Source organism: Streptosporangium longisporum, assembly GCF_039534895.1.
Lineage (GTDB): Bacteria > Actinomycetota > Actinomycetes > Streptosporangiales > Streptosporangiaceae > Streptosporangium > Streptosporangium longisporum.
In genome coordinates, this window is the sequence record NZ_BAAAWD010000030.1 from 16,070 (window position 1) to 40,808 (window position 24,739).

The 24,739-nt window shown below is 72.8% G+C and carries 22 protein-coding genes; 11 read left to right on the top strand and 11 right to left on the bottom strand.

The genetic code is table 11. The features are described from left to right. Positions 1 to 216 precede the first annotated feature (216 nt). From ABD832_RS39570 to ABD832_RS39590, 5 genes are all read left to right on the top strand, one after another. The gene (locus ABD832_RS39570) at positions 217 to 2,076 is read left to right on the top strand and encodes an ABC transporter ATP-binding protein (RefSeq protein ID WP_344907186.1); all 1,860 of its coding nucleotides are present in this window, start codon (positions 217 to 219) and stop codon (positions 2,074 to 2,076) included. Continuing rightward, a complete protein-coding gene (locus ABD832_RS39575) occupies positions 2,073 to 4,094 on the top strand; it encodes an ABC transporter ATP-binding protein (RefSeq protein WP_344907189.1) in 2,022 nt (673 codons plus the stop codon). The genes ABD832_RS39570 and ABD832_RS39575 overlap by 4 nt, the downstream gene beginning before the upstream one ends. 235 nt (positions 4,095 to 4,329) lie before the next feature. Further along, positions 4,330 to 4,920 carry a DUF305 domain-containing protein gene (locus ABD832_RS39580; RefSeq protein ID WP_344907192.1) on the top strand — a complete coding sequence of 197 codons (591 nt, stop codon included), beginning with the start codon at positions 4,330 to 4,332 and terminating at the stop codon, positions 4,918 to 4,920. A gap of 105 nt (positions 4,921 to 5,025) precedes the next feature. After that, entirely contained in the window at positions 5,026 to 5,919 is an 894-nt protein-coding gene (locus tag ABD832_RS39585) for an MEDS domain-containing protein (RefSeq protein ID WP_344907195.1), read from the top strand. Continuing rightward, positions 5,916 to 6,869, top strand: a complete 954-nt coding sequence (locus ABD832_RS39590) for an anti-sigma factor RsbA family regulatory protein (protein ID WP_344907198.1) — start codon at positions 5,916 to 5,918, stop codon at positions 6,867 to 6,869. The genes ABD832_RS39585 and ABD832_RS39590 overlap by 4 nt, the downstream gene beginning before the upstream one ends. Positions 6,870 to 7,031: 162 nt before the next feature. On the opposite strand, the gene ABD832_RS39595 is transcribed toward ABD832_RS39590, so the two are convergent. Beyond that, positions 7,032 to 7,985, bottom strand: a complete 954-nt coding sequence (locus ABD832_RS39595; RefSeq protein ID WP_344907201.1) for a sulfite exporter TauE/SafE family protein — start codon at positions 7,983 to 7,985, stop codon at positions 7,032 to 7,034. A gap of 480 nt (positions 7,986 to 8,465) precedes the next feature. On the opposite strand from ABD832_RS39595, the gene ABD832_RS39600 reads away from it, so the two are divergent. The 3 genes from ABD832_RS39600 (at position 8,466) to ABD832_RS39610 (ending at position 12,121) form a co-directional block, all read left to right on the top strand. After that, complete coding sequence (locus ABD832_RS39600) at positions 8,466 to 10,340, top strand: pentapeptide repeat-containing protein (protein WP_344907204.1); 1,875 nt, start codon at positions 8,466 to 8,468, stop codon at positions 10,338 to 10,340. Positions 10,341 to 10,546: 206 nt separating this feature from the next. Next, complete coding sequence (locus ABD832_RS39605; RefSeq protein ID WP_344907207.1) at positions 10,547 to 11,065, top strand: YybH family protein; 519 nt, start codon at positions 10,547 to 10,549, stop codon at positions 11,063 to 11,065. 84 nt (positions 11,066 to 11,149) lie between these two features. Next, positions 11,150 to 12,121, top strand: coding sequence for an alpha/beta hydrolase (locus ABD832_RS39610; RefSeq protein WP_344907211.1), 972 nt, complete (start codon positions 11,150 to 11,152; stop codon positions 12,119 to 12,121). 87 nt (positions 12,122 to 12,208) lie between these two features. Here the strand turns inward: ABD832_RS39610 and ABD832_RS39615 are convergent, their stop codons facing one another. Then, on the bottom strand, positions 12,209 to 13,186 hold the full coding sequence (locus ABD832_RS39615) for an aldo/keto reductase (protein WP_344907215.1): 978 nt from the start codon (positions 13,184 to 13,186) through the stop codon (positions 12,209 to 12,211). Positions 13,187 to 13,317: 131 nt separating this feature from the next. On the opposite strand from ABD832_RS39615, the gene ABD832_RS42475 reads away from it, so the two are divergent. The 3 genes from ABD832_RS42475 to ABD832_RS39630 all read left to right on the top strand — a co-directional run bounded on the left by ABD832_RS42475 (position 13,318) and on the right by ABD832_RS39630 (position 15,240). Beyond that, positions 13,318 to 13,821 carry an ArsR/SmtB family transcription factor gene (locus ABD832_RS42475; RefSeq protein WP_413224405.1) on the top strand — a complete coding sequence of 168 codons (504 nt, stop codon included), beginning with the start codon at positions 13,318 to 13,320 and terminating at the stop codon, positions 13,819 to 13,821. Positions 13,822 to 13,905: 84 nt separating this feature from the next. Next, positions 13,906 to 14,034, top strand: coding sequence for a hypothetical protein (locus ABD832_RS39625; RefSeq protein ID WP_344907219.1), 129 nt, complete (start codon positions 13,906 to 13,908; stop codon positions 14,032 to 14,034). Positions 14,035 to 14,163: 129 nt separating this feature from the next. Further along, positions 14,164 to 15,240 carry a TauD/TfdA family dioxygenase gene (locus tag ABD832_RS39630; RefSeq protein WP_344907223.1) on the top strand — a complete coding sequence of 359 codons (1,077 nt, stop codon included), beginning with the start codon at positions 14,164 to 14,166 and terminating at the stop codon, positions 15,238 to 15,240. A 177-nt stretch (positions 15,241 to 15,417) separates the two neighbouring features. On the opposite strand, the gene ABD832_RS39635 is transcribed toward ABD832_RS39630, so the two are convergent. From ABD832_RS39635 to ABD832_RS39675, 9 genes are all read right to left on the bottom strand, one after another. Further along, positions 15,418 to 15,846 carry an ester cyclase gene (locus ABD832_RS39635; protein ID WP_344907226.1) on the bottom strand — a complete coding sequence of 143 codons (429 nt, stop codon included), beginning with the start codon at positions 15,844 to 15,846 and terminating at the stop codon, positions 15,418 to 15,420. Further along, positions 15,828 to 16,280 (bottom strand): VOC family protein, encoded by a 453-nt coding sequence (locus ABD832_RS39640; protein WP_344907229.1) that lies wholly within the window; start codon positions 16,278 to 16,280, stop codon positions 15,828 to 15,830. Before ABD832_RS39640 ends, ABD832_RS39635 begins: the two co-directional genes overlap by 19 nt. A gap of 58 nt (positions 16,281 to 16,338) precedes the next feature. Next, complete coding sequence (locus tag ABD832_RS39645; protein ID WP_344907232.1) at positions 16,339 to 17,253, bottom strand: ABC transporter permease; 915 nt, start codon at positions 17,251 to 17,253, stop codon at positions 16,339 to 16,341. Then, a complete protein-coding gene (locus ABD832_RS39650) occupies positions 17,250 to 18,428 on the bottom strand; it encodes an ABC transporter permease (RefSeq protein WP_344907234.1) in 1,179 nt (392 codons plus the stop codon). Before ABD832_RS39650 ends, ABD832_RS39645 begins: the two co-directional genes overlap by 4 nt. Beyond that, entirely contained in the window at positions 18,425 to 20,011 is a 1,587-nt protein-coding gene (locus ABD832_RS39655; RefSeq protein WP_344907237.1) for an ABC transporter ATP-binding protein, read from the bottom strand. The genes ABD832_RS39650 and ABD832_RS39655 overlap by 4 nt, the downstream gene beginning before the upstream one ends. A 1-nt stretch (position 20,012) precedes the next feature. After that, positions 20,013 to 21,119 (bottom strand): BMP family ABC transporter substrate-binding protein, encoded by a 1,107-nt coding sequence (locus tag ABD832_RS39660; protein WP_344907241.1) that lies wholly within the window; start codon positions 21,117 to 21,119, stop codon positions 20,013 to 20,015. 118 nt (positions 21,120 to 21,237) lie between these two features. Then, positions 21,238 to 21,906 (bottom strand): flavin reductase family protein, encoded by a 669-nt coding sequence (locus ABD832_RS39665; protein WP_344907244.1) that lies wholly within the window; start codon positions 21,904 to 21,906, stop codon positions 21,238 to 21,240. Continuing rightward, positions 21,903 to 23,471, bottom strand: a complete 1,569-nt coding sequence (locus ABD832_RS39670; protein WP_344907247.1) for an amidohydrolase family protein — start codon at positions 23,469 to 23,471, stop codon at positions 21,903 to 21,905. Before ABD832_RS39670 ends, ABD832_RS39665 begins: the two co-directional genes overlap by 4 nt. Further along, positions 23,468 to 24,496: a zinc-binding dehydrogenase gene (locus ABD832_RS39675; protein WP_344907250.1), complete on the bottom strand. Its 1,029-nt coding sequence runs from the start codon at positions 24,494 to 24,496 to the stop codon at positions 23,468 to 23,470. The genes ABD832_RS39670 and ABD832_RS39675 overlap by 4 nt, the downstream gene beginning before the upstream one ends. Positions 24,497 to 24,739: the final 243 nt, after the last annotated feature.

Consider the following 24,739-nt stretch of genomic DNA (forward strand, 5'->3'; position numbering starts at 1 on the left):
TTACGGGATGGGAACCGTCAAATCAGTTGCCGCCCTCGCGGCGCGGAACGGAGACTGGAGGTTCGCCCGTGCCGTACGGGCGACGGTGATCCGGCGGGGCGGCCACCGGCGGCGGTGGCACGGGCGAGAACCGGTCGACAGAACACGGGGTCCGGCCCGCCATGCCCTGAACGGTCACCGTCCCGGTGAACACCGTAAGGAGCGTGTCATCTGCCGATGCCCCCTGATACCGGAGCCACCGAAACGACCGACGCCGACGCCGACACCACCGACACCGACACCGACACCGACACCGAGTCTCGCACCCCGCGCTCCCCTGGGCCACCGGCCCGGCCCGGCGGCAGGGCCGCCTCCCTGTGGAGGCTGAAGTCCTATCTCCGCCCCTATGCCGTCCGTCTCGTCCTCATCTGGGTCCCGGCGTTCGCCGCGGTCGGGATCGGCATCGTCATCCCGCTGATCGGCCGGGAGATCATCGACGGTCCCGTCGCCCGCGGCGACAGCACGGGTGTGCTCCCCCTGGCCCTGCTGGCCCTGGTCCTGGGCGTGATCGAGGCGGTGCTCGTCTTCCTGAGGCGGTGGATGCTCGCCGAGGCCGTCCTGGGCCTGGAGACCCGGATCCGTGACGACCTCTACGCCCACCTGCAGCGGCTGCCGATGGGCTTCCACGCCGCCTGGCAGTCGGGCCAGCTGCTCTCCCGCGCCACGACCGACCTGTCGGCGATCCGCCGCTTCCTCGGCTTCGGCCTGCTCTTCCTGGTCCTGATCGCCGTCCAGATCGTCACGGTGACCGGGTTGCTGCTGCACATGTACTGGCCGCTCGGCCTGCTCGTGGTCGTCTCGGCGGTGCCCATCGTGGTGACCTCGCTGCGCTTCGAGCGCCGGTACATCACCATCTCCCGCCGGGTCCAGGACGAGCAGGGCGACCTGGCCACGGTCGTCGAGGAGTCCGCGGCCGGTATCCGGACCATCAAGTCCTTCGGCCGCGGGCGGTACGTCTCCGGGATCTTCGAGGAGGGGGCCAGGAAGGTGTACGGGACCTCGATGGAGAAGGTGGGCCTGTCGGCCAGGTTCTTCACCTTCCTGGAGGTGATCCCGAACATCACGCTCGCGCTCGTCCTGCTGCTCGGCGCCCTCGCGGTCGGCTCGGGCACCCTCACGCTGGGCACGCTGGTGGCCTTCGCCACCCTGATGCTCCAGCTGGTCTGGCCCATCTCGGCGCTCGGCTTCATCCTCACGATGGGCCAGGAGGCGATGACCGCGGCCGACCGGGTGATGGAGGTCCTCGACACCGAGCCGGAGATCGTCGGGGGGGACCGCGCGATCGAGCGTCCCCGCGGGCACCTGCGCTTCGAGGGGGCGGAGTTCCGCTTCCCCGGTGCCGCCGAGCCGGTGCTGCGCGACGTCCGGCTGGAGGTGCGGCCGGGTGAGACGGTGGCCGTCGTGGGCGCGACGGGCTCGGGCAAGACCACCCTGGTCTCCCTGGTGCCCCGGCTGTACGACGTGAGCGCCGGGCGGATCACCATCGACGGCGTGGACGTGCGCGACCTGCCGCTGCCCACGCTGCGCTCGCTGGTCGCCACCGCCTTCGAGGAGCCGACACTGTTCTCGATGAGCGTCAGGGAGAACCTCACGCTGGGACGGCACGACGCGAGCGAGGAGGAGATCACCGAGGCGCTCCGGGTCGCCCAGGCGGGGTTCGTGTACCGGCTGCCGTGGGGGCTGGAGACCAGGATCGGCGAACAGGGCATGTCCCTGTCCGGCGGTCAGCGGCAGCGGCTCGCGCTGGCCCGCGCGGTCCTCAGCCGTCCCAGGATCCTGGTGCTGGACGACACCCTGTCGGCGCTGGACGTCGAGACCGAGGCCCTGGTCGAGGAGGCGCTGCGGCACGTGCTGCGCGAGGCCACCGGGATCGTCGTCGCCCACCGGGCCTCCACCGTGCTGCTCGCCGACCGGGTGGCGCTGCTGCTGGACGGCACGATCGCGCACGTGGGCCGCCATCACGAGCTGATGGCGAGCGTGCCCGAGTACCGGGCGCTGTTGTCGGCCGACCAGGACGCGCAGGAGGTGCTGCGATGAGCAGGAGCGAACCGGCCGGGCGGACCGGGACCCGCACGGAGCCGGAGGCGGCCACGACGACCGAACCCGCCGCACCGGCCCGCCCCGGGGGGACCGGGCCCGCGGACGGGGCGGCGACCGTCCCCGGCCCCGGAACCGCGAACAACGGGCACGGGAACGGGAACCAAGGCGGGGAAGGGGACGAGGACGGCGACGGGACGCGGGAGTGGCGCGGGGTCGCCGCCGAGGACCAGGACGAGCTGTCGGAGCAGGTGTCGTTCCTGCTGCGCGACAGGTCCCGCCGGCTGCTCGGCGACCTGCTGGGCCCGTACCGCAGGCAGATCATCGTGCTCGTCGCGATCATCGTGACCTGCAACGTCGCCTCGCTCTCCATCCCCTACCTGGTCAAGGTGGGCATCGACGCGGGCATCCCGCCGATGCTGGCGGGGTCCGGGCCGGGGACGCTGGTGACGGTGGTGGCGGCGATCCTGGTGGCCGCGGCCGTCCAGCTGGTGACCCGGCAGGTGTTCCTCAGGATGGCCGGGCGCCTCGGCCAGGGCATCCTGCTGGAGCTGCGGCGGCGCGTCTTCGACCACTTCCAGCGGCTCTCGCTCTCCTTCCACGACGGCTACACCTCGGGCCGGGTCGTCTCCCGGCTCACCTCGGACATCGACGCGATCTCCGAGATGCTCCAGTCGGGGTTCGACGACCTCGTCACCGCCGTGCTGACCCTGGTGGGCACGGCCGTGCTGCTGCTGGCGCTGGACGTCCACCTCGGCCTGGTGGCGCTGCTGCCGCTGCCGGTGCTCGCGCTGTTCACCCGCTGGTTCCGGCGGCAGTCGAGCATCGTCTACCGCAGGACCAGGGAGACGGTGGCCCTGGTGATCGTGCACTTCGTGGAGTCGATGACCGGCATGCGCGCGGTGCAGGCGTTCCGCAGGGAGCCGCGCAACCAGGCGATCTTCTCCCGGCTCAACACCGACTACCGGGACGCCAACATGCGGAGCATGCGGCTGATCGCCGTCTTCTCGCCGGGCGTCAAGCTCATCGGGAACGTGACGATCGCGGCCGTGCTGCTGTACGGCGGCACGCTGGCCGTCCAGGGCGAGGTCACCGTCGGCGTGCTGGCCGCGTTCCTGCTCTACCTGCGCCAGTTCTACGAGCCGATGCAGGAGATCTCGCAATTTTATAACACGTTCCAGTCGGCCGGGGCGGCGCTGGAGAAGCTCTCCGGCGTGCTGGAGGAGCGTCCGGACGTGGCCGAACCGGCCGACCCGGTGACGCTGGACGATCCCCGCGGCAGGATCGAGTTCCGCGACGTGGAGTTCTCCTACCTGGACGGCACCCCGGTGCTGCCCCGGCTGAACCTGGTCGTCCCGGCCGGGCAGACGGTGGCGCTGGTCGGCACCACCGGGGCGGGCAAGACCACGCTGGCCAAGCTCGTCTCCCGGTTCTACGACCCGGTGGCCGGGCGGGTGCTGCTGGACGGGGTCGACCTGCGTGCCCTCGGCGAGGAGACGCGGCACGCCGCGATCGTCCTGGTGACCCAGGAGAACTTCCTGTTCAGCGGCACCGTCGCGGACAACATCAGGTTCGGGCGGCCGGACGCGAGCATGGCCGACGTGGTGGCCGCGGCCCGCGCGATCGGCGCGGACACGTTCGTCTCGGCGCTCCCCGAGGGGTACGACACCCAGGTCGGCAAGCACGGCGGCCGGCTGTCGGCCGGGCAGCGGCAGCTCGTGGCGTTCGCCAGGGCGTTCCTGGCCGATCCCGCGGTGCTGATCCTCGACGAGGCGACCTCCAGCCTGGACGTCTCCAGCGAGCGGCTGGTGCAGCGGGCCATGCAGACCGTCCTGACGGACCGGACGGCTCTGATCATCGCGCACCGCCTGTCGACCGTCGAGATCGCCGACCGGGTGCTGGTGATGGACGGCGGCAGGATCGTCGAGGACGGCCCGCCCGCCGAGCTGATCGGCGGTACCGGCCGCTTCGCCGGCCTGCATCGCGCCTGGCTGGAGAGCATCTCCGAGCACGGCTGATCCGTTCACCGGCCGGGCCGATACAGGGCCGAACCGGTGCGGCCGGGCCCATACAGGGTCGGGCCGGGCCGATACAGGGCCGGGCCGGTGCGGCCGGGCGTCCCCGGAGCACCGTCCGGAGATCTCGCGGCACGATCTCCCGCGGAGCCTGAACCACCGCACCGGAGGCCGCGTATCTCACGGTGGAACGGCACGAACGATCCTTCCCACCCGTACGAAAGGGGTAGTGATCACGATGAGCACCCGGCGGTCGCGCAGACGACGGTCCCTGACCGCCACCCTGCTGGTCTCCGCCATGCTGACCGCCGGGTGCTCGTCGGTGGCCGCGGCGCCGCCTCCCGTCCACGCGATGGGGGTGGGATCGGACCGGGGCGACGCGGACGTGCGGTTCTCCCAGGAGATGATCTCCCACCACCGCTGCACGATCCGGCTCGCCGGCCTGGTGAAGGACAGGACCGACGACCCCTACGTGCGCGACCTGGCCGCCGCCCTCGTCCGGGGCGAGTCGGCCGACATCGAGCTGATGACCGGCTGGCTGCGGTCGTGGAAGGCCGAGGTGCCCGCCGAGGGCGACCCGGACGACCACGGGGCCCACGACATGCCGGGCATGGTGTCGGCCGCGCAGTTCTCGTCCCTGGAGAGACGTTCGGGAGCCGGCTTCGACAGGATGTGGCTGACCGTGCTGGGCAGGCACCTCGACAGCGGCGTCCGGATGTCCCAGGTGGTCATCGCCCTGGGCAGGCACCGTCCCACGGCGCGGATGGCCGGCAGACTCGTCACCGAGCAGCGTGCCCGGATCAAGGAGATCGGCGCGAAGCTCGGCTGAACATCGGGCAAACCTTATATTTCAGACATCCAATGCCCGGTATAGGCTGAGGGAGAAGAACCACGAGACCCTTCAGGGACCCCGTGTTCCCCCGGCGAGGCGGTGATGGGTGCAGTGGTGCGCCAGGTCAGGGACGTGAGACCCGGTGATCATCTCTATGCGGCGTTCTCGCACGAGAACGAGCAGCGCGAGGTGGTCACGGCCTTCGTCGGCGACGGGCTGGAGTCCGGGGAGCGGGTGCTGTGCCTCACCGACGACCCGGCGGGCGAGCGGGTGCGCCGATGGCTGGGGAGCGCCGGGATCGACACGGCCGCGGCCACCCGGACCGGCCGGCTCACGCTGAGGTCCTCGGAGGACGGCTACCTGCCCTCGGGCCGCTTCGACGTCGACGCGACGATCGCCATGCTGAGGCGGGAGGTGGACTCCTGCCTCGGCGCGGGGTTCACCGGGTTCCGGGTCAGCGGGGAGATGGGCTGGGCACTGCGCGGCGCCCCGGGGACCGAACTGCTCGACACCTACGAACGCCGCGTCACCGCCCTGTTCGACGAGGGCCTGTCCGCGGCGATCTGCCAGTACGACACCCGCCTGTTCCCCTCCGGGCGCCTGGACGCCCTGGTCGGCTGCCACCACGGCGGCGTGCAGGCGAACGCGCTGTTCCACGACGGCCGGTTGCGCATCACCCCGGGCTCCGACCCCTCGGGCGCCCCGCTGCTGCGGGTGGCCGGCATCGTGGACCAGGACAACACCGCCGCCCTGCGCACGGCCCTGGAGGCCCTCCTGCGCGACGGCCCGGACGACGACGTACGGCTGGACATGGCGGGCCTGGAGTTCATCGACGTGGCCGGGCTGCGCGACCTGGCGAGCACGGCCGCGCTGCTTCCCCCGGGACGGCGCCTGCGGGTGCTGAACCTGGCCCCCATGCTGGGCGAGGTGGTCCGCCTGGTGGGCTGGGACCGGACCCCCGGCCTGATCCTCGACCTGGAGGCCGTCCCCGCATGAGCACCCTCACCGCCGACACGACCGCGCCCGGGCTCGTCCACCAGGCGCTGATCTACGACGACGACCGGGCGTTCCTCGCGGCGACCACCGGTTTCTGCCTGGACGGCCTGGCCTGCGGCGACCGGGTCCTGGCCGTGACCACCGAGGCCAACGCCGGGCTCCTGCGCACCGCCCTGGGCGACGCGGCCGACGAGGTGGAGTTCGCCGTCGCGCGGGACTGGTACGACGCGCCGGGACGGACCCTGGCCGCCTACAACGACTACGTCGAGACCCACTCCGCCGCCCACCGGCGGATCCGCGTCATCGGCGAGCCGGTCTGGCACGGCCGCGACGGCCGGCAGGAGGCCGAGTGGACCCGCTACGAGTCGGTGATCAACGTCGCCTTCGCCGGCAGCCCGGCCTGGATCCTGTGCCCCTACGACACGCGGACGGTGCCCGGCCGCGTCGTCGCGGACGCCCGGCGCACCCACCCGGAGCTGCTGGACGGCTCCGGCGCGCACCGCAGCGACGCCTACACGGATCCGGCGTCCTTCACCCACGCCGCCGACCGCCTCCCGCTGCCGCCCCCTCCCCCGGGGGCCGGGGTGACCGTCCGGTTCGACGCCGACCTGGCCCGGATGCGGGAGCGGGTGGCCGCCTGGGCGAGGACGCTGGACCTTCCCGCCGAGCGGGCCGAGCGGCTGGTCCTCGCGGTCAACGAGGTCGCCACCAACGCGGTCGAGCACGGCGGCGGGAACGGCGAGCTCCGGCTGTGGGCCGACGCCGGGTCCGTGCACTGTGACGTCACCGACTCCGGGTCGATGGACGTGCCCTTCCCCGGCCACCTCCCGCCCGCCCTTCCCGGGCAGCGGGGCCACGGTCTGTGGGTGGTCCGCCAGGTCTGCGACCTGCTGGAGATCCGTACCGGCCGGCCGGGAACCCAGGTCCGCCTGCGCCTGACCCGCGGCTGAGCCCGGCCCCTCTGCCCTCCCCGGACGCCCTCCCGGTCCCGGTCCCAGCTCCGTACTCGATCCGGCCGGACACCCGTCAAGGCCGCCCGGACACGCGAACGCCCCCTCGCCGAGGCGAGGGGGCGTTCCGGACGGGGTGACGGATCTCCCCCGGCCGGGCTGTCAGCCGATCGTGCCCACGCTGCCCGCGGTCTCCTGCTCGGCGGCGCGGCGGCGCTCCTCGGCCTCGATCGCCTCGACCGTCTCGTTGTCGCGGTCGCGGCGGTACTCGCGCACCGAGTAGGCGATGGCCGCGGCCCAGATGACGGCGATGGTGATGTACGCGATCGCCTGGATGCTCCCGGAGGCGTCGATCCAGTCGCTGCGCAGCAGGGTGCGCACGTTGGTCAGGATGATGACGCCGCCGACCGCGGAGCCCAGGATGCGCGGCGGGATGTGCCGGACCAGCCAGGCGGCGATGGGAGCCGCGATGACGCCGCCGATCAGCAGCACGGCCACCCAGGCGAAGTCGATGTTCTCCGAGCCGATGCCGAAGAAGAAGCCGACGCTGGCGGCGATGGCGACCAGGAACTCGCTGGCGTCGATGGAACCGATCACCTTGCGCGGGGCCAGGCGGCCGCTGGCCAGGATCGCCGGGGTGCCGACCGGGCCCCAGCCGCCGCCGCCGGTGGCGTCGACGAACCCGCCCACCAGGCCGAGGGGGGCGAGGAAGCGCTTGCGCAGCGGCTTGCCCAGGTTGCCGCGCGGGAGCCCGAACGCGGTGAAGCGGATCAGGACGTACAGACCCAGCACGAGCAGGATGATCGACATGACCGGGGCGGCGACCTCGGTGGAGAGGCCGGACAGGAAGGTGGCCCCCGCGAACGCGCCGATCGCGCCGGGGATACCGATCTTGGCGACGACCTTCCAGTCGATGTTGTTGAACCGCCAGTGAGAGATACCGGAGGCGAGAGTGGTGCCGATCTCGGCGAGGTGAACGGTGGCCGAGGCGGCGGCGGGGTTGGTGCCGATGGCCAGGAGCAGCGTCGTCGAGGTGACACCATAGGCCATGCCCAGGCTGCCGTCGACGAGCTGCGCGGCGAAGCCGACAAGACCTAAGAGGATGAGCGCACGCACGACGCCCCCCTTCCTGTTTTTCCTACTGTGCTGATAGGGATTATGGTGATTGAAGGGTACGGCGCCGTCAAGTCACGTTTCAAGCAGACGTCTCAGCCCATGGACATCCCGTCTCGGCGGCGACGGCCTGGGACGACGGGCGGGGGCGAGGGGCGGGGGCGGCCGACGACGGGACGGATCCGGCCGAAGGCCCTGCGGGGCCGGGGATGCCGGTCCGCGGCCCCCTTTCGCACGGGTCCCGGGCGACCGCCGATGTGACCCGCCGACCGGTCCTTCCGGAGCGCGGCCGTCAGGTGATCGGCAGGCGGTTCGCAAGCGGCCCGCAACCGGACCCCCCTAGAAAAGGTCCCGTTCCCGTATGGTCATCGGACGATCCCCTGCGAAAGCCGTCCACCGACCCCTCAGCGAACCACCCGCCCGGCGCCGCCTCTCCCCCGCCGGCCGGGTACGCCCGTCCCGGGGGGAGACAGTGAGAGAGACATGCCCAGCCCTGCCCCCCTGCTCGCCGGTGCGATGATCCTGTTCACGGCCCTGCCCTCCGGGCCCGCGTCCCCGCCGCGGACCTCGGACGCCGCCCGTACCGTCCGTGTCGCTCACACCGCCGTCCACGCCGCCACCGCCGCCGCCCCCGCCGTCTTCGCCGCCCAGGGCGCGCCCGCCAGCCGGTCCGCGGGTGCCGGGGCGCCGTGCAGGCCGGGAAGCGGCCTCAAGCTGGCCGGCAGGAACCTCACCCGGGCCGCGCTGCCGGCCGACCTGTCCTGCGCCGACCTGCGAGGGGCCCGGCTGGACGGGGCGGTCGTGCGCAGCGTGCTGACCCGGGCCGACCTGCGGGGCGCCTCGCTCAAGGGCACCCGGCTCGGGCAGGCCGAGATGGCCGGGGCCAGGCTGGGCAAGGCCGACCTGACCGAGGCCGAGCTGTACTACGCGAACCTGCGCGGCGCCGACCTGCGCGGGGCGGTCATGGACGACTCCCTGCCGTACGGATCCCACTTCGAGGGCGCCGACCTGAGCGGCGCCACGATGGTGCGCGCCAAGACCTACGGCGCCCAGTTCGACGACGCGAAACTGGTGGGCGTCGACCTGACCGACGCCGACGTCTACGGCGCGGACATGCGCCGGGCCGACCTCACCGGTCTCAAGGCGGCCAAGGCCCGCATGTACGGCGCCACGCTGCTGCGGGCCGTGTTCCGGAACGCCGACCTGCGCGGCACGCAACTGCGCCAGTCGGCGATGAACGGCGCGACGTTCAAGGGGGCCGATCTCGGCGGGGCCGACCTCAGCGACGTCACGGGGGCGCGGCTGGAGGGCAGCAAGGGCATGCCCAAGGCCCTGCCGACCCCCGACCCGGCGTGCGAGCCGGGCAGCGGGCAGCGGTACGCGGGCTGGGACCTCACCAAGGTCGCCGAGTTCCCCCGCGACCTGAGCTGCGCCGACCTGACCGGCGCCAGGCTGGAGGGCGTCGACCTGGGCTCGGTCAAGCTGGACCGGGCGATCCTGCGTGACATCGTGGCCACCGGGGCCACGATCCGCTACGCCAAGGGTGCCGACCTGCGCGGCGCCCTGCTGGAGCACGCCAAGCTCGGCAGCGCCGAGCTCATGGGCGCCGACCTGAGCGGGGCCCGGATGTCCGGGGCCCGGTTCGGCAGCGCCAAGCTCGCCGGGGCGAACCTCACGAAGGCGGAGCTGTCCGGGGCGTCGTTCGGCAGCGCCGACCTGACCGGGGCCCGGCTGGGCGGCGCCGACCTGCGCGACAGCGAGTTCGGCAGCGCCAGGGCCGACCGGGCCGACTTCACCGGCGCCAGGATGGAACGCGCGGATCTGAGCAGCGGTGAGTTCCGCGGCGCGATCTTCCGGGGGGCGAGGATGGGCGGCGCCGACGCGCGCCACACCGAGCTGCGGGGAGCGGTCTTCGTGGACGCCGAGGTCACCGGCCTGGACACCGAGTACTCCGAGGGCGCCGACCTGTCGGGGTCGTCCAGCAGGATGGCGTTCGGCTGGGTGGTCTTCCTGTCCGTGACGGGACTGGTGGTCCTCTGGGTGGTGTTCAAGATCATCGCACGCGGCCGTCGCCGGGTGAGGCTCACCAAGGCCGAGATGGCCGAGCAGGCGGTCCGCTTCGAGGAGACCCGGAGGGTCCAGGAGGAGAACGTGACGCGGCTCGGCGAGGAGATCGACCGCCTGGCCGACGGGGGCGGCGGGGACGCCATCGACTGGAACCGGGCCCTGGACTGCTACGACGCCGCCAAGGAGGCGCTGGCGACCGCGCAGGACGTCCGGGACCTCAAGGAGGTGGACGTCATCGTGGCCCGGGGTCACACCGCCCTGACCCGTCCCGATCGCCGGACCAGGAAGTGAGGCGAACCGGGCGGACGGACCCGATGAACGGGGGCGGGTGAACGGGCGGTGGAGCCGACCGGGTGAGCAGACCCGCCGAGCGGCACGGGCGGGCGGCACGTGAGCGGCACGGTGGATCCCGGTTCGGTGGTCCGCGATGATTTCCGGGAGCCGCCCGGGTTGTAGTCCTGACGGATGACAGCGACCCGGAAGGACCGTACCGACCGATGACGACCGATGACGAGCAGATCCGCACCCTGATCCTGCGATGGGCCGGGGCGGTCGACGACGGCGACCTCGACGGCGTCCTCGCCGACCACGACGACGACATCGTTATGTTCGACGTGCCGCCCCCCTACGAGGGCGTGCGCGGCATCGACGCCTACCGCGAGACCTGGCCGTCCTTCCTGCAGTGGCAGACGCGGGCGGGCGTGTTCGAGATCGAGACGCTGGACGTCACCGCCGGTGACGACGTCGCCTTCGCCCACGCCCTGGTGCGCTGCGGCGAGAGGGAGCGGCTGGCCGAGGAACCGCGGGCACGCCTGCGGCTGACGCTGGGCCTGCGCAGGCGGCAGGGCAGGTGGGTCGTCGCCCACGAGCACCACTCGTTCCCCCTCGTCGAACCGGCCCCCGCCCCGGAGGACACCGCGGACGGCAGGGCCGGCGCGGACGACCGGATCACCGCGGACGACGGGGGCACCGCGGACGACCGGATCACCGCGAACCACGGGGGCACCGGGAACTGAATTTGTGACGGGACGGCGGCTCGCCCATGATCTGAGGAAGACCCATCGTGAGCGGGCCCGCCGTTCTCGACGAAGAGAGGCGATATGACACTTCACCGGAACCTCGATCCCGGCCTCGCCGCCGCCGTACGGGAGGGCAGGCTGCCCGTCCTCGACCTCGGCTCGGTGCGGGTGGAGGACCTGCCCGGAATGCGCCTGCAGATGAGCGAGGCGATCGCCGCCATGGAGCCGCTCCCGCAGGACGAGCGGGTGACGATCGAGGACCGGACGGTCCCCGGCCCCGAAGGCGACCCCGACGTCCGGCTGCGGATCTACCGCCCGGCCTCCCGTACCGGGACGATCCCCGCCCTGTACTGGATCCACGGCGGCGGCATGATCTTCGGCCAGGTCGAGATGGAGGACTCGGCCCTCACCCGGTACGTCGTCGCGCTGGGGTGCGCGGTCGTCTCGGTGAACTACCGTCTGGCCCCCGAGCATCCGGACCCGGCACCGGTCGAGGACTGCTACGCCGGGCTGGTGTGGACCGCCAAGAACGCCGCCGAGCTCGGTATCGACCCGGCGCGCATCGCGGTCGGGGGGATCAGCGCCGGGGGCGGCCTCGCCGCCGGGACCGTGCTGCTGGCCCGCGACCGGGGCGGCCCGGCCGTGGCGTTCCAGCTGCTGATCTGCCCGATGCTGGACGACCGCAACGTCACCCCGTCCAGCAGGGAGTTCGCCGACGCCGTCGTGTGGAACCGGGCCGCGAACCTGCTGGGCTGGAAGGCGCTGCTGGGCGAGCGGGCCGGTGGCGAGGACGTCTCGGTGTACGCGGCCCCGGCCAGGGCGACCGACCTGTCGGGCCTGCCGCCGGCCTACGTCGACGTCGGTGAGCTGGAGGTGTTCAGGGACGAGTGCGCCGAGTACGCCCTGCGGCTGGCGCAGGCGGGCGTCTCCACCGAGTTCCACCTCTACCCGGGGGCCTTCCACGGCTTCGAGGGGCTGGTCCCGGAGGCGGAGATCAGCCGCCGGGCCGCCGCGGAGCGGGTGGTCGCGCTGCGCCGGGCCCTGTTCGACTGACGGGCACGGCCGACGGACGCGACTAACGGGCACGGCCGACGGGCATGGCCGGGCGGTCCGCGCAGCGCGGGCCGCCCGGTCCGGCGGTCACCAGCGGTCGTGGACCTGCGGGCGGATCAGCTCGTCGTAGATCTCCCGTACGCCCCGGAGGGTGGCCTCGGGCAGCGGGCCGGCCTCGGCGGCGGCCGCGTTGGCGCGCGCCTGCTCCGGGTTGCGGGCGCCGGGGATGACCACCGAAACGCCGGGCTGGTCGATGATCCAGCGCAGCGCGAACTGCGCCATGGTCATGCCGGGCGGCACCAGGGGCGCCAGGCGGCGTACCGCCTCCAGGCCGGTGGCGAAGTCGACCCCGGAGAAGGTCTCGCCGACGTCGAAGGACTCGCCGTGCCGGTTGTAGGTGCGGTGGTCGTCGGCGGCGAAGACGGTGGACTCGTCGTACTTGCCCGACAGCAGGCCGCTGGCCAGCGGGACGCGGGCGATGATGCCGACCCCGGCCTCCACGGCTGCGGTGAGCACCTTCTCCAGCGGCTTGAGCCGGAAGGCGTTGAGGATGATCTGCACGGTGGCCACGCCCGGCCGGGCGATGGCGGTCAGCGCCTCGGCGCAGGTCTCCACGCTCACCCCGTAGGAGGCCACCCGGCCCTCCTGGACCAGTGTGTCGAGGGCGTCGAAGACCTCGTCGGAGGAGTAGACCGGGGTCGGGGGGCAGTGCAGCTGCACCAGGTCGAGGGTGTCGACGCCGAGGTTGGCGCGGGAGCGGTCGGTCCAGGCCCGGAAGTTGTCCAGGGTGTAGGCCGAGGGCTCCTGGGCGACGCGGCGGCCCATCTTGGTGGCCACGGTCAGGCCGGGCCTGTCCTTGATCAGCCGCGCGACGAGCTGCTCGCTGCGCCCGTCGCCGTACACGTCGGCGGTGTCGACGAAGGTCACCCCCGCGTCCACCGCGGCGCCGAGGGTGGCCAGCGCCTCGTCCTCGCCGACCTCACCCCAGTCGGCCCCCAGCTGCCAGGCGCCGAGTCCGACGACGCCGATGTGCCTTCCGGTCCTGCCCAGTTCACGCTTGTCCACATCGGTGATGGTAGTCCGCGTGGCGGTCCCGGACGGCACCGCCCCGGCCCGGGGCCGCAGTAGGGTCGATCGCGTCGGATCCGCCCGGCTCGGAGTTCCCCTCGCGAGCCGACACTTCAGGCAGTGAGGCCATGCACGCGCTCGACGTTCTCGGCGATCCGGTCCGGCGCCGGATCCTGGAGTTGCTCGCCGACGGTGAGCGGGCGGCAGGTGAGATCAGCGCCGTGGTGCAGGAGGAGTTCGGGATCTCCCAGCCCGGCGTCTCGCAGCACCTGCGCGTCCTGCGCGAGAACGGGTTCACCACCGTGCGCGCCCAGGGCACCCGGCGCCTGTACGCCGTCGATCCCGCCCCGCTTCGGGAGGTGGACGCCTGGCTCGACCGCTACCGGCACTTCTGGACCCAGAGCCTCGACGCCCTGGGCACCGAGCTCGCGCGCGGGCGGCGGGCACGGCGCGCCGCCCAGGCCGCGGACCCGCCCCCCGGCGACGCCCACGACGGCATCCACGACGAGGTACGCGACGACGCCCGCGACGCCCCGGCCTCCCGGACGTCCTCGTCCTCCGATGCCCTCACCGGCGAGGCCGCGGCCCCGCGGGCGTCCGCGGGCGAGGCTCCCGGCGACACGCGGTCGTAACGTAGCGCGAGACAGCGTCTCTATTGACGGAATGTCGGGCGCGGTCTAGCGTGGTGGGACAACCACGAGCCGCAGGAGAACGCCATGACCCAGGAAGCCGTGCCAGGCTCCGGGTCCGTCCTGTCCGGCCGCGGGGACTCGATGCGGGTCGACCCGCCGCGCAAGGGCCTGCGCCCAGGTACCGCCGCCGGGGATCCGCAGACCCCGTTCTGACTCCGGCGCGGCGGCGGGTGCCGCCGCGCGGACGTCCGCGCGACCTCTCCCGCCGTCTCCGGCCGGAATCACGCACCGCCCCGGCGGGCCCTTCCTGAGACGACCCCGAGCATTCGGAGCGCATCGACCATGACCACAGACATCTCCATGTCCCCCATCACCGGACCCTCCGCCTGGCGCGGCGACGAGCTGGCCGGATCCACCGAGTGGATCTACGTTCTCAGCGACGCCGAGCGTGAGGAGCTGGAGGCCGTGGGCCGCCGGTTCGTCGAGGACGACCCCGACCTGCGGACCGTCTCCGCCGGGAGCTACCCGCTCTCGGTCTCCCACGCCATGATCGACGAGTGCGCGCGGCAGATGGACTCCGGCCGCGGCTTCGTGCTGGTACGGGGCCTGCGCACCGAGGAGTACGGCGACACGCTGGCCGGCGCGATCTTCTTCCTGATGGGCCTGCACCTGGGCACGCCGATGGAGCAGAACCAGCTCGGCGACGTGCTCGACCACGTCATCGCCACCTCCAACAAGACGCTCGACGACGCGGGCGCGCTGCCGTCGCGGGTGCGCGACCGGCTGCCCTTCCACTCCGACAGCTCCGACGTGGTCGCGCTGATGTGCCTGCGCGCGTCCAAGGAGGGCGGCTCCAGCAGCCTGGTGAGCGGCACGACGATCTACAACGAGATCCTGCGCCGCCGTCCCGACCTGGCTCCCCTGCTCTTCGAGCCGTGGCACTGGGACTGGCGGGGCCAGGACCCCGACGCCCCCGCCGACACCTACGTCTCCCCGATCTGCAGCTACGTCGAGGGGACCTTCAGCACCTACGCGGGCAGCTCGATGATCTTCTCCGCGCAGAAGCACCCCGGTGTGCCGCAGCTGACCGACGCCCAGGTCGAGCTGCTGCACCTGTACGACGAGATCACCCAGGAGCCGGGGCTCGCGCTGGACATGGACTTCCAGCCCGGTGACGTCCAGTGGCTGCTGAACTACGCCGCCCTGCACTCGCGCACCGGTTACGTCGACTGGCCCGAGCCCGAGCGCCGCAGGCACCTGCTGCGGCTCTGGCTCAAGCGCGACGTGGGCCGCCCGCTGGTGGAGGGGTTCGGCAAGAACGTGGTGAAGGAGCGCGGCGAGGAGGCGGCACAGCCGCTGCCCGGCGGCAACTTCAGGATCACCGAGGCGGTCGTGCCCAACATGGACTGGGGCAACTGACCCGAAAGCGCACACGAACGGCCGGCGGGGACTCCCCCGCCGGCCGTTCCCGTGTCGTCCGGTGAACACCCATGTCGTCCGGTGGACAGGCGTGTCGTCCGGCGGGGCGACGGTCCCGCACGGCGGCCGGAAGCCCACCGGGCGGTCTCCGTGCCGGCCGGTGGGCGTCGGGCCCTCTCAGGCCGAGGGGTCGAGCTGCCGCCGTACCTCGCCGCTGTCCCAGTAGTCGACGCGGTGGGCGATCAGGCCGTCGGGGCCGACCCGGAACCGGAACACCCCGCGCACCCGCACCGTCCCGGCCCCCGGCACGGCGGGCCGGAACGACATCAGGTACGCCAGGGCCGCCCGGTCGTCCTCGGCCACGAGGTCCTCGACGTCGTAGCGCAGGTCCGCGAAGTCGGCCAGGAAGACCGTGAGGTTGGCGCGGTAGTTCGCCCTGCCGGTGACGTCGCGTCCCATCGCCGAGGTGTGCTCGTTGACGAAGTCCTCGCTCACGCGGGCCGCGATCGCGTCGGCGTCGTGCGCGTTGAGCGCCTCGACGTAGCCGAGGACCGCGGCCCGGGTGAGGCCGGCGTCGGGGCCGGCGTTCAGGAGGGGGTCGCCCACAGCCTGCGGACCGTGTTGAAGACCTGCTGGTTGTGGGAGATCTCGACGACGTTGCCGTCGGGGTCCTTGAGCGCGCAGATGTAGCCGACCGGGTCGGGCATGTCGCGCGGCTCCCAGTGCAGGCAGCCGAGCTCGCGCGCCCGGTCGGCGATGCCGTCCACGTCGGTGCGCTCGGGCACCTCGATGCCCAGGTGCGCGAACGGCGTCAGCAGCCCCAGCTGCCCGCCCTTGTCCTTGTTGAACGAGACCAGGACCAGGACCATCGGGGTCTCGGCCTGCTTGTCGTTGGAGAGCCAGGCGCTCTCGCCGTCGGCGTCCCGGAACCGCTCGACCACCACCAGGGGGGTCAGCGAGGTGTAGAACGCGATGGCCTTGTCGAGGTCGCCGGTGGGCAGCGCGACGTGCGTCCAGCGAGCCTGTGTGAGATCACTCATGGTTCCTCCATTTGTTCTATTCATACCTGTATGACCGAGAAAGTCCATATATGTACCGTCAGGTGGAACCTCGTTCGAAGGGCTGGCCCAGTGCCCTGGGTTCGCGGTGCTGGTTGGCGAAGATCAGCATCGCCAGCAGGGCGAGCAGGTAGGGGGCCACCACCAGCAGCTGGGAGTTGAGCGTCAGGCCCAGCGCGGGCAGTGCCAGGCGCATGGCGTCGGCCAGGCCGAACAGCGCGCAGCCGAGCAGGGTCCGGCCCAGCCGCCAGGCACCGAAGATCACCGCGGCGATGACGATGTACCCGCGTCCCGCGGTCATGTTCTGGTTGAACGAGCCGACCTCGCCCACCGCCAGGTACGCGCCGCCGAGCCCGGCCAGCGCGCCGCACCACAGCAGCGCCTGGCGGCGGCGCAGGTTCACCCGGATGCCGGTGACGTCGGCCGCCTGCGGCTGCTCCCCGACCGCCCGCAGCTCCAGGCCCCACCTGCTGCGCTCGACCAGCCACCAGGTCAGCGGGATGATCACGATCAGCAGGTACACCGGCCAGCGCTCCACGAACAGAGGCTGCCCGATCAGCGGGATGTCGCGCAGCCAGGGGATGCTGACCTGCGCGACCTGGTGGGAGTCGAAGGAGCTGATCGTGATCAGGTAGCTGGTCAGCCCGAGCACGAGGGCGTTGAGCACCAGGCCGACCACGAAGGTGTTGATCGCCAGCCGGTGCGAGAGGTTGCCGTGCACGAGGCCGATCCCCAGGCCGATCACCACGCCGGCCACCAGCCCGGCGGTGGCGCTGCCGGTCGCGCTGGCCACGGCGATCGAGCCGAACGCGGCGCTCAGCATCATCGCCTCGAGGGAGATGTTCATGGCACCGGCCCGCTCGGCGAGGTACTCCCCGCACGCCGCGAACGCCAGCGGCACGGTGAGCCGGATCCCGCTGGACAGGATGGTGGAGATGTCCTCTGTGGCGATCACAGGGCGGCCCCCTCTGCGACGGGCGCGGGCCGCTGCTCGGCGCGCGCGGTACGGAGTCCGGACCGCCTGCGCCGGAGGGCGGCGACGACGACGGGCGGGGCGACGAAGGCCAGCACGAGCAGGGCCTTGACCACGTCCACCAGGAAGGGGGGCACGCCGGTCGCGGCCAGGAAGCCGCCGCCGGAGCGCAGCACGCCGAACAGCAGGGCGACGGGGATGGTCAGCAGCGGGCGGTTGCGCGCGACCAGGGCGACCAGCAGGCCGTCCCAGCCGATGTTCATCGCGACGCCCGGCTGCAGCCGGTGCACGCCCACCGGGCTGGCCAGCAGCACGGCCCCGGCCAGGCCGGCGAAGGCGCCGGAGATGGCCAGCGCCACCCCGCCCAGCGCGTTGACGCGCACCCCGGCGTGCCGGGCGGTGAGCGGGTTGAGGCCGAGCATGGTGAGCCGGAAGCCCCACCGGGTGCGGGCGATCGCCACCGCGACCACCACGGCGCCGGCCAGCGCGAGCAGCAGCCCGCCGTTGAGCTGGAGGTTCGGGTACTCCCCCATGGAGTTCAGCAGCGCGTTCGCGGGCAGTGGGTTGGACTGCGGGGAGACGACCGCGTCGCCGATCCGCGACTCCTGCAGCAGCCAGGAGGTGTTCACCGAGAACGCGACGAGCTGCTGGGCGATGAAGATCATCAGCAGCGTGCTGACGACGATGTTGACCCCGCGGAAGCGGTACATCAGCGCGCTGAGGGCGGCCCAGGCGCCTCCGGCCAGCGCGGCGGTGACCAGCACGACCACCAGCAGCAGCGGGCCGGGGAGCGCCAGGCGCAGCCCCACCCAGGCGCCGAACAGGGCGCCGATGAGGACCTGGCCCTCCTGGCCGATGTTGAACACGCCCGACCGTGCGCTGACGCACGCGCCGACGGCGACGAGCAGCAGCGGTGCCGCGTACAGCAGCGTGGAGGTCCAGGCCGTCCAGTCGGCCATGCTGCCCTGGAAGAGGGCCTGCACCGAGGCGAGCGGGGACCCGCCGGTCGCGGCGATCAGCAGCGAGGACAGGGCCAGCGCCACGACCACGGCGAGGGCGGTGGCCAGGGCGGTCTGGCGGCCGACCGGCCCGGGGGTGAGAAGGGTGAGCAGACGGCGGCCGGAGGCGTCCGGAACGAGGGTACGGGCTTCGTTCACGCGGCCACCCCGCCCACCAGCATCCCGAGCCGCTCGGCCGTGGCCTGCCCGGTGGGGAGCACCCCGGTGATCCGTCCCGAGGAGATGACCGCGATCCGCGAGGCCAGGGTCATGACCTCCTCCAGCTCGGTGGATATCAGCAGCACGGCCACCCCTTTCGACGCGACGTCGCGCAGACGCACGTACATGTCCTCGATGGCTCCCACGTCCAGCCCGTGGGTGGGCTGCGCCGCGACCAGCACGGCCGGGTGGGCCGACAGCTCGCGGGCCAGCACGACCCGCTGCTGGTTGCCGCCCGACAGGCTGCGCACCGGCGTGTCCACCGACGGGGTGACGATGTTGAACTCGGCCACCAGGCGGCGGGCGACGGCGTGCGCCTTTTTGCGGCTGAGGAAGCCCCGGCCGCTGACCGCGTCCAGGGACTTCATGACCAGGTTGTCGGCGACGCTCATGTCCAGCACCACGCCCGAGCTGTGCCGGTCCTCCGGCACGATGCCCAGCCCGGCCGCGTGCAGCGCGCCCGGACGGTTCAGGTCGACCCGGACGCCGGAGACCTCGACCGAGCCCGAGTCCGGGGGCAGCAGCCCCGACAGCAGGTCGCCCAGGGTGGCCTGGCCGTTGCCCTCGACCCCGTACAGGCCGACGATCTCACCGGGTGCCACGTCCAGGCTGAGGTCCGACAGCACCCGCACGCCGTCGAGGGTGACGGTCAGGTCGCGCAGCCGCAGCGCGGGCGCCTCCCGCTCCCCGGTCCCGTCCGGTTCCGGCCGTACGTCCCCGGGGGTCTCGACCGGCAGCAGGCCCAGCGCCGCGGCCTCGGCGCCCAGGGAGACCTCCCTGCCGACCATCCGCCTGGCCAGCTCCTGCGGGCCGGTCTCGGCGGTGGCGCTGTGGAAGACGACCCTGCCCCTGCGCAGCACGGTCACCCGGTCGGTGGCCGCGGTGATCTCCGCCAGCTTGTGGCTGATCAGGATGACCGCGCGGTTCTCCGAGCGGACCACCCGGCGCAGCACGCCGAACAGCTCCGCCGACTCCGCCTGGGTGAGCACCGACGTCGGCTCGTCCAGGATGAGCACCGAGGGGTCGCGGCGCAGGCACTTGATGAGCTCGACCCGCTGCCGCTCCCCGGCCGAGAGCCGCGCGACCCTGGCCGTCGGGTCGATCGGCAGGCCGTAGCGGGCGGAGACCTCCCGGACCTGCTCGCAGGCGGCGGCCCTGTCGATCTTCCCGGTGTCGCCCAGGATGACGTTCTCCCAGACCGTCAGCGGGTCGATCAGGCTGAAGTGCTGGTGCACCATGCCGATGCCGAGCGCCACGGCCTCCTGCGGGCTGGTGATGTCCACGGGCCCGTCGTGGTGCAGGATGCTCCCGGCGTCCCGGTGGACCAGGCCCAGCAGGATCTTCATGAGCGTCGACTTGCCGGCCCCGTTCTCCCCGAGCAGGCCGTGGATCTCGCCCTGGTGCACGGCGAGGTCCACGGCGTCGCAGGCGACGACCGGGCCGTAGCTCTTGCTGATTCCCCGCAGCCGCAGCGCGGGCGCCGATGGCGGGGTGAGCCCCCTCGCCCGTTCGTCGTCCGTCATCTCAGGAACCGAGCCTCTTCACTTCCGCCTTGGTGTCGATCTTCTTGCTGCCCACGTCGGCGATGAAGGTGTCCAGCTTCTCCTTCTGCTCGGGGGTGGGCTTGCAGATCTTCACGGTGGGGAAGGGGTCGACGCCGAGCGTCCAGACCTTCTCCACGCCCATCTGCAGCTTGGCCTCGGAGAAGTCCTCCAGGGCGGCCCTGAAGTAGTCGCCGGGGCTGAACAGCACCGAGATGTCGAAGGTCGGCTTGGTGGAGGCGCAGCGGTCGGTGCCCGGGGTGAGGGTGAGCACCTTCTTGCTGTTGGCCAGCTCCGCCGAGGCGTCGGTGGCGCCGCCCAGGTAGGGGTAGATGACCTTGACGCCCTGGCTGATCTGGGCCTGGGTGGCCTCCTTGGCCTTGGCCGAGTCGTTGAGGTCGCCGGTGTAGGTCGTCACCACGGTGCCGTCCGGGACCACCAGCTTGATGCCCGCCTTGAACGCGGCGGCCGCGCCGGTGGTGAAGTCGGCCTCGGGGCCGGTGACGAAGCCGGCCTTGGTGTGGCCCGCGTCCTTCATGATCAGGCCGGCCGCGTACCCGGCGGCGAGCATGCTCTGGTCCGCCTCGTCGGTGGAGAGCACGATCTTCGGGGTCTGCGGGATGTTGTCGGACGAGGGCACGTACCAGGCGGTCTTCGCGCAGACCGGCTCCTCCGAGGCCGGGATCGCGTCCCGCAGCTCCGAGGCTCCCAGCGCGACCATGTCGACCTTCTGCTGGCACAGCGCCCGCGCGGCGTTGAGCGCCTCGCTGGTGTTGACGCTGCCGCGCTTGATGATCGTCCAGCCCTGTGCGGTGGCGAACTCCTGCGCGGTGTCGACGAAGCTCTGGTAGTAGCCCTTGTCGTTGATGTCGCCGGGGCTCAGCACCCCGATGACGACCTTGCCGTCACCGTTGACGTCGGGCTGGCCCGCGAGCACGGTGCCGCCGTCGGTCTTGGCGCCCGCGTCGCTCGGGGCGGCGGCCGGGGCCGGTGCCGTGGCGTCGTTGCTCGCGCAGCCGGCCAGCGCCAGCGCGCTGAGACAGGCGGTCAGTGCGGCCGTGGCCCGGCCCCTTCGATAGTATGCGGCCATGACGATCCTCTCGATCTGATGCACGCGCGCCGCCCGACGGCGCGCAAGGGGGGAACGAATCTTGGTCGCCGGCGGGGGTCCGGGCTTTGCCGAGCCCCTCCCCCGCCCGCGAGGCGGATCAGGCGAGCACCTCCTCATCGCCGGAGCGCAGGTCGGCGTAGGCGACGCGCTCCTGGTGGAAGACCGTCTCCTCGGTCGCCGCGACGAACCAGGGGAAGCCCATCCGCCCGACGGCGTGCACCCTGGTCGGGTCGATCCGGCCGGGGGAGGACATGATCGACTCGTCCGCGGTGATGCAGACCACCTCGGCGAGCACGATGTGCACCCCCGAGAAGCAGGAGGTGGGGTCGCCGCGGTCGATGACCTCGCGCACCCGGCACTCCAGGTGGGCGGGGCTGTCGGCCAGCGACGGCGGCGCCACGACCTGTGACGGCACGGTCCGCCAGCCGACGAGACCGGCCTCGTCCACGCCGGCCGGGTACTCCCTGGCCACCGTCTCGATGTGCTCGGCCAGCGCCGTGGTGGTGACGTTGATGACGAACTCGCCCGAGGCGCTGAGGTTCACCCAGCTGTCCTTGGGCTCGTCGGTCGCCTCCCTGACCGTGCCGATGGTGACCGCGACGAGCGGGGGCTCGCCGCAGATCGGCATGTAGTAGCTGAACGGGGCGACGTTCACGCCGCCCTGCGCGTCCAGCGTCGTGATCATCGCGATCGGACGCGGTACCACGAGCTGGGAGAGCAGCCCCTGCTTCTGCGCCGGCGTCCGGCCGGCGAGGTCGATGATCATCCGCGTACTCCCTGGACGTGTTCCTCCGCGGGCACGGTCTGCCAGCGGTGCGGGACCTCGATGCCGGTCCGGGCGAGCAGCGCGGCGGAACGTTCCCGCGCCTGCCCGGCCAGGTCGTCGAGGTCGACGGTGGTGATCCGGCCGTCGCGCACGACCACCCGGCCGTCGACGAGGACGTCGCGGACGGTGTGGCTGGGCGCGCCCCAGACGAGGTGGGTGGCGAGGTCCCCGCGGGGGATCCAGGCGGGGTCGCGGGTGTCCATCACCACGAGGTCGGCGGCCTTGCCGACCTCGATCGAGCCGACCAGGTCCCCCAGCCCGACCGCGTCGGCCCCGTCGATCGTGGCCAGCGCGAACGCCCGGTCGGCGCCGAGGACGGGCCGGGCGTCGCGGTCGCGCTCCAGCGCGGCCAGCAGCCGGGCGGCGCCCAGCAGGTCGGGGGCGTCCCCGGCGTTGTGCGAGTCGCACCCCAGGGCGAGCCTGCCGCCGCGGTGGACCAGCTCGGCGTGCCGGCCGGCGCGGGCGTAGCCCTGGCCCAGGCGCAGGTACGCCCCGGGGCAGGAGGCCACCGCGGTCCGCGTCTCGACGAGGGCGTCGAGCTCGGCGTCGTCCAGCCAGACGGCGTGGCCGAGGACCAGGCCGGGACCCAGCACCCCGAGGTCGCGCAGGTGCAGCACCGGCCGGGTTCCGGCGCGGCGGGCGTAGGCGTGGACGTCGGCCTCTCCCGGCGAGATGTGCCAGGTCAGGCCGACCCCCAGCCGCGCGGCCAGCTCGGCGGCGCCGACGAACAGCTCGTCGCTCGCCAGGTCGTGGCCGACCAGGGTGACCCAGCCGGTGACGGTCCCGCCGGGCGGCAGCGCCCGTACGGTCTCCTCCTGCAGGGCCAGGGTCTCGGCGGCGGGCAGCGCGTGGACGGCGCCGGGCACGTCCCAGCCCCAGCGGCCGACCCGGGCGCGGACGCCGGCCGAGCGCAGGCCCGCGGCGACCCGCAGCGGGTGGGCGACCGTGCCCGGCTCCAGCAGGGTGGTGACCCCGAGCAGCAGCGACTCGGCGGCGGTCAGGGTGGCCGACAGCTCGTCGTCGTCGCCGGTGACCTTGCCGTGCAGCGGGACGATCCAGTCGAAGATGGACTCCTGGGAGCCGATGTCGTCCGGGATCATGCTGCGGACCAGCGGGTCGGCGGTGACGTGCTGGTGGGCGTTGACCAGGCCGGGGATGACGACGCAGCCGGTCGCGTCCAGCTCGGGGGTGCCGGGGAACGCCTCCCGCAGCACGGCGGGGGGGCCGATCGCGGCGATGCGTCCCGCGGCGACGGCGACGGTGGCGCCGGTGACCACCTCGCGGCGCGGCGACATCGTCACCACGTCCCCCCCGACGATCAGCAGGTCGGCGGCGGTCCCGCCCGGGGTTCCCGGGCCGTCCGGCGTGCCGGGGCCGTGCGGGGTGCCGGAGCCGCGTTGAGTGCCGGAGCCGTGCGGGGTGCCGGGGCCGTCCGGGGTGTCGGAAGCGTCCGGGGTGCCGGGGCCGTCCGGCCGGGGGCCCGGGTACGCGCGCGGCCCGGTCACGGCCGCACCAGCACCCTGCCGACCAGGTCGCGCGAGCGCTCCAGGTCGAAGGTCTCGTACAGTTCCTCCAGGCCGCACTCGGCGGCGCGCACGGTGCGCAGGCCACCGGCGAAGTAGGCGCCGAGCATGGCGGAGAAGTCGGCGGGGGTGTACGCGCCAGCGCCCAGCAGGCGGATCCCGCGGTGGTACATCTCGGCCAGGGAGAGCGAGACCTGGTCGCCGCCGGTGTTGCCGAACGTCACCAGCCGGCCGCCGATCCGCAGGCAGTCCAGGGAGCGCCGCCAGGTGGCGGCGCCCACGTGGTCCAGGACGACGTCGGCGCCCCGGCCTCCGCTGTGCTCGCGGACGGCCTCGGCCAGCGGTTCGTCGTTGCGGACCAGCAGTTCGGCGCCGAGCCCGGCCGCCACCGCGAGCTTCTCGTCGCTGCCGGCCACCGCCACCACCCGGGCACCGGCCCGCCTGGCCAGCTGGACGGCGGCGATGCTCACCGAGCCCGCGGCCCCCTGGATGACCACGAGGTCACCGGCGCCCACCTCGGCGACGGTGTGCACGGCGTGCCAGGCGGTGCTCCACGGCGTGGGCAGGCAGGCGGCCTCGTCCAGGTCGACATGACCGGGAACCGGGTGCGCCAGGTGGGCCGGGACCGCCACGAACTCGGCGTAGCCGCCCGGGACGTTCCCGCCGATCACCCGCAGCGAGGCGCAGTGGCCGCTGTCGCCGGCCAGGCAGTGCGGGCACGCGCCGCAGCCCACCGTGGGGTCGACCACGACCCGGTCGCCGGTCCGCAGGGTGGTGACCGCGCTCCCGGTCGCCGCCACCCTTCCGGCGATGTCCATGCCCGCGATGTGCGGCAGGCTGAAGCCGGGCAGCACTCCGGGGCCGCGGCGCTGGAGCATGTCGAGCCGGTTCAGGGCGCAGCCGCCGACCTGGACGACCACGTCGAGCGGGCCGGCCTCGGGGTCGGCGACCCGCTGGACGCTCACCGCCTCCGGACCGCCGAAGGCCGTCTGGACCAGTGCTCGCACGCTACCCCTCCAAGCGATCGTAATTCACGATGGCGTCTCGCATTGTGATTCTGGGTCGCAATGCGTCGTACTCTGCCCCCGCTCCGGGGGCCTGTCAATGCCTCCGGAGCCAAGAGCCCCGCGCGTCACACGCTTGTTACACGAGCGTCGCTCACACTAAATATCCGCAGGTTGGAACGTTCTCGTCCCATGATGAGGGGGTCAGGGGGGTGCTTCGGCGCGGGGGAATCCGGCCGGGGGCGC

Coding starts and splice junctions, on each gene's coding strand:
- ABD832_RS39570 (WP_344907186.1), top strand. CDS start 217: ATGCCCCCTGATACCGGAGCCACCGAAACGACCGACGCCGACGCCGAC.
- ABD832_RS39575 (WP_344907189.1), top strand. CDS start 2,073: ATGAGCAGGAGCGAACCGGCCGGGCGGACCGGGACCCGCACGGAGCCG.
- ABD832_RS39580 (WP_344907192.1), top strand. CDS start 4,330: ATGAGCACCCGGCGGTCGCGCAGACGACGGTCCCTGACCGCCACCCTG.
- ABD832_RS39585 (WP_344907195.1), top strand. CDS start 5,026: ATGGGTGCAGTGGTGCGCCAGGTCAGGGACGTGAGACCCGGTGATCAT.
- ABD832_RS39590 (WP_344907198.1), top strand. CDS start 5,916: ATGAGCACCCTCACCGCCGACACGACCGCGCCCGGGCTCGTCCACCAG.
- ABD832_RS39600 (WP_344907204.1), top strand. CDS start 8,466: ATGCCCAGCCCTGCCCCCCTGCTCGCCGGTGCGATGATCCTGTTCACG.
- ABD832_RS39605 (WP_344907207.1), top strand. CDS start 10,547: ATGACGACCGATGACGAGCAGATCCGCACCCTGATCCTGCGATGGGCC.
- ABD832_RS39610 (WP_344907211.1), top strand. CDS start 11,150: ATGACACTTCACCGGAACCTCGATCCCGGCCTCGCCGCCGCCGTACGG.
- ABD832_RS42475 (WP_413224405.1), top strand. CDS start 13,318: ATGCACGCGCTCGACGTTCTCGGCGATCCGGTCCGGCGCCGGATCCTG.
- ABD832_RS39625 (WP_344907219.1), top strand. CDS start 13,906: ATGACCCAGGAAGCCGTGCCAGGCTCCGGGTCCGTCCTGTCCGGCCGC.
- ABD832_RS39630 (WP_344907223.1), top strand. CDS start 14,164: ATGACCACAGACATCTCCATGTCCCCCATCACCGGACCCTCCGCCTGG.
- ABD832_RS39640 (WP_344907229.1), bottom strand. CDS start 16,280: ATGAGTGATCTCACACAGGCTCGCTGGACGCACGTCGCGCTGCCCACC.
- ABD832_RS39655 (WP_344907237.1), bottom strand. CDS start 20,011: ATGACGGACGACGAACGGGCGAGGGGGCTCACCCCGCCATCGGCGCCC.
- ABD832_RS39660 (WP_344907241.1), bottom strand. CDS start 21,119: ATGGCCGCATACTATCGAAGGGGCCGGGCCACGGCCGCACTGACCGCC.
- ABD832_RS39665 (WP_344907244.1), bottom strand. CDS start 21,906: ATGATCATCGACCTCGCCGGCCGGACGCCGGCGCAGAAGCAGGGGCTG.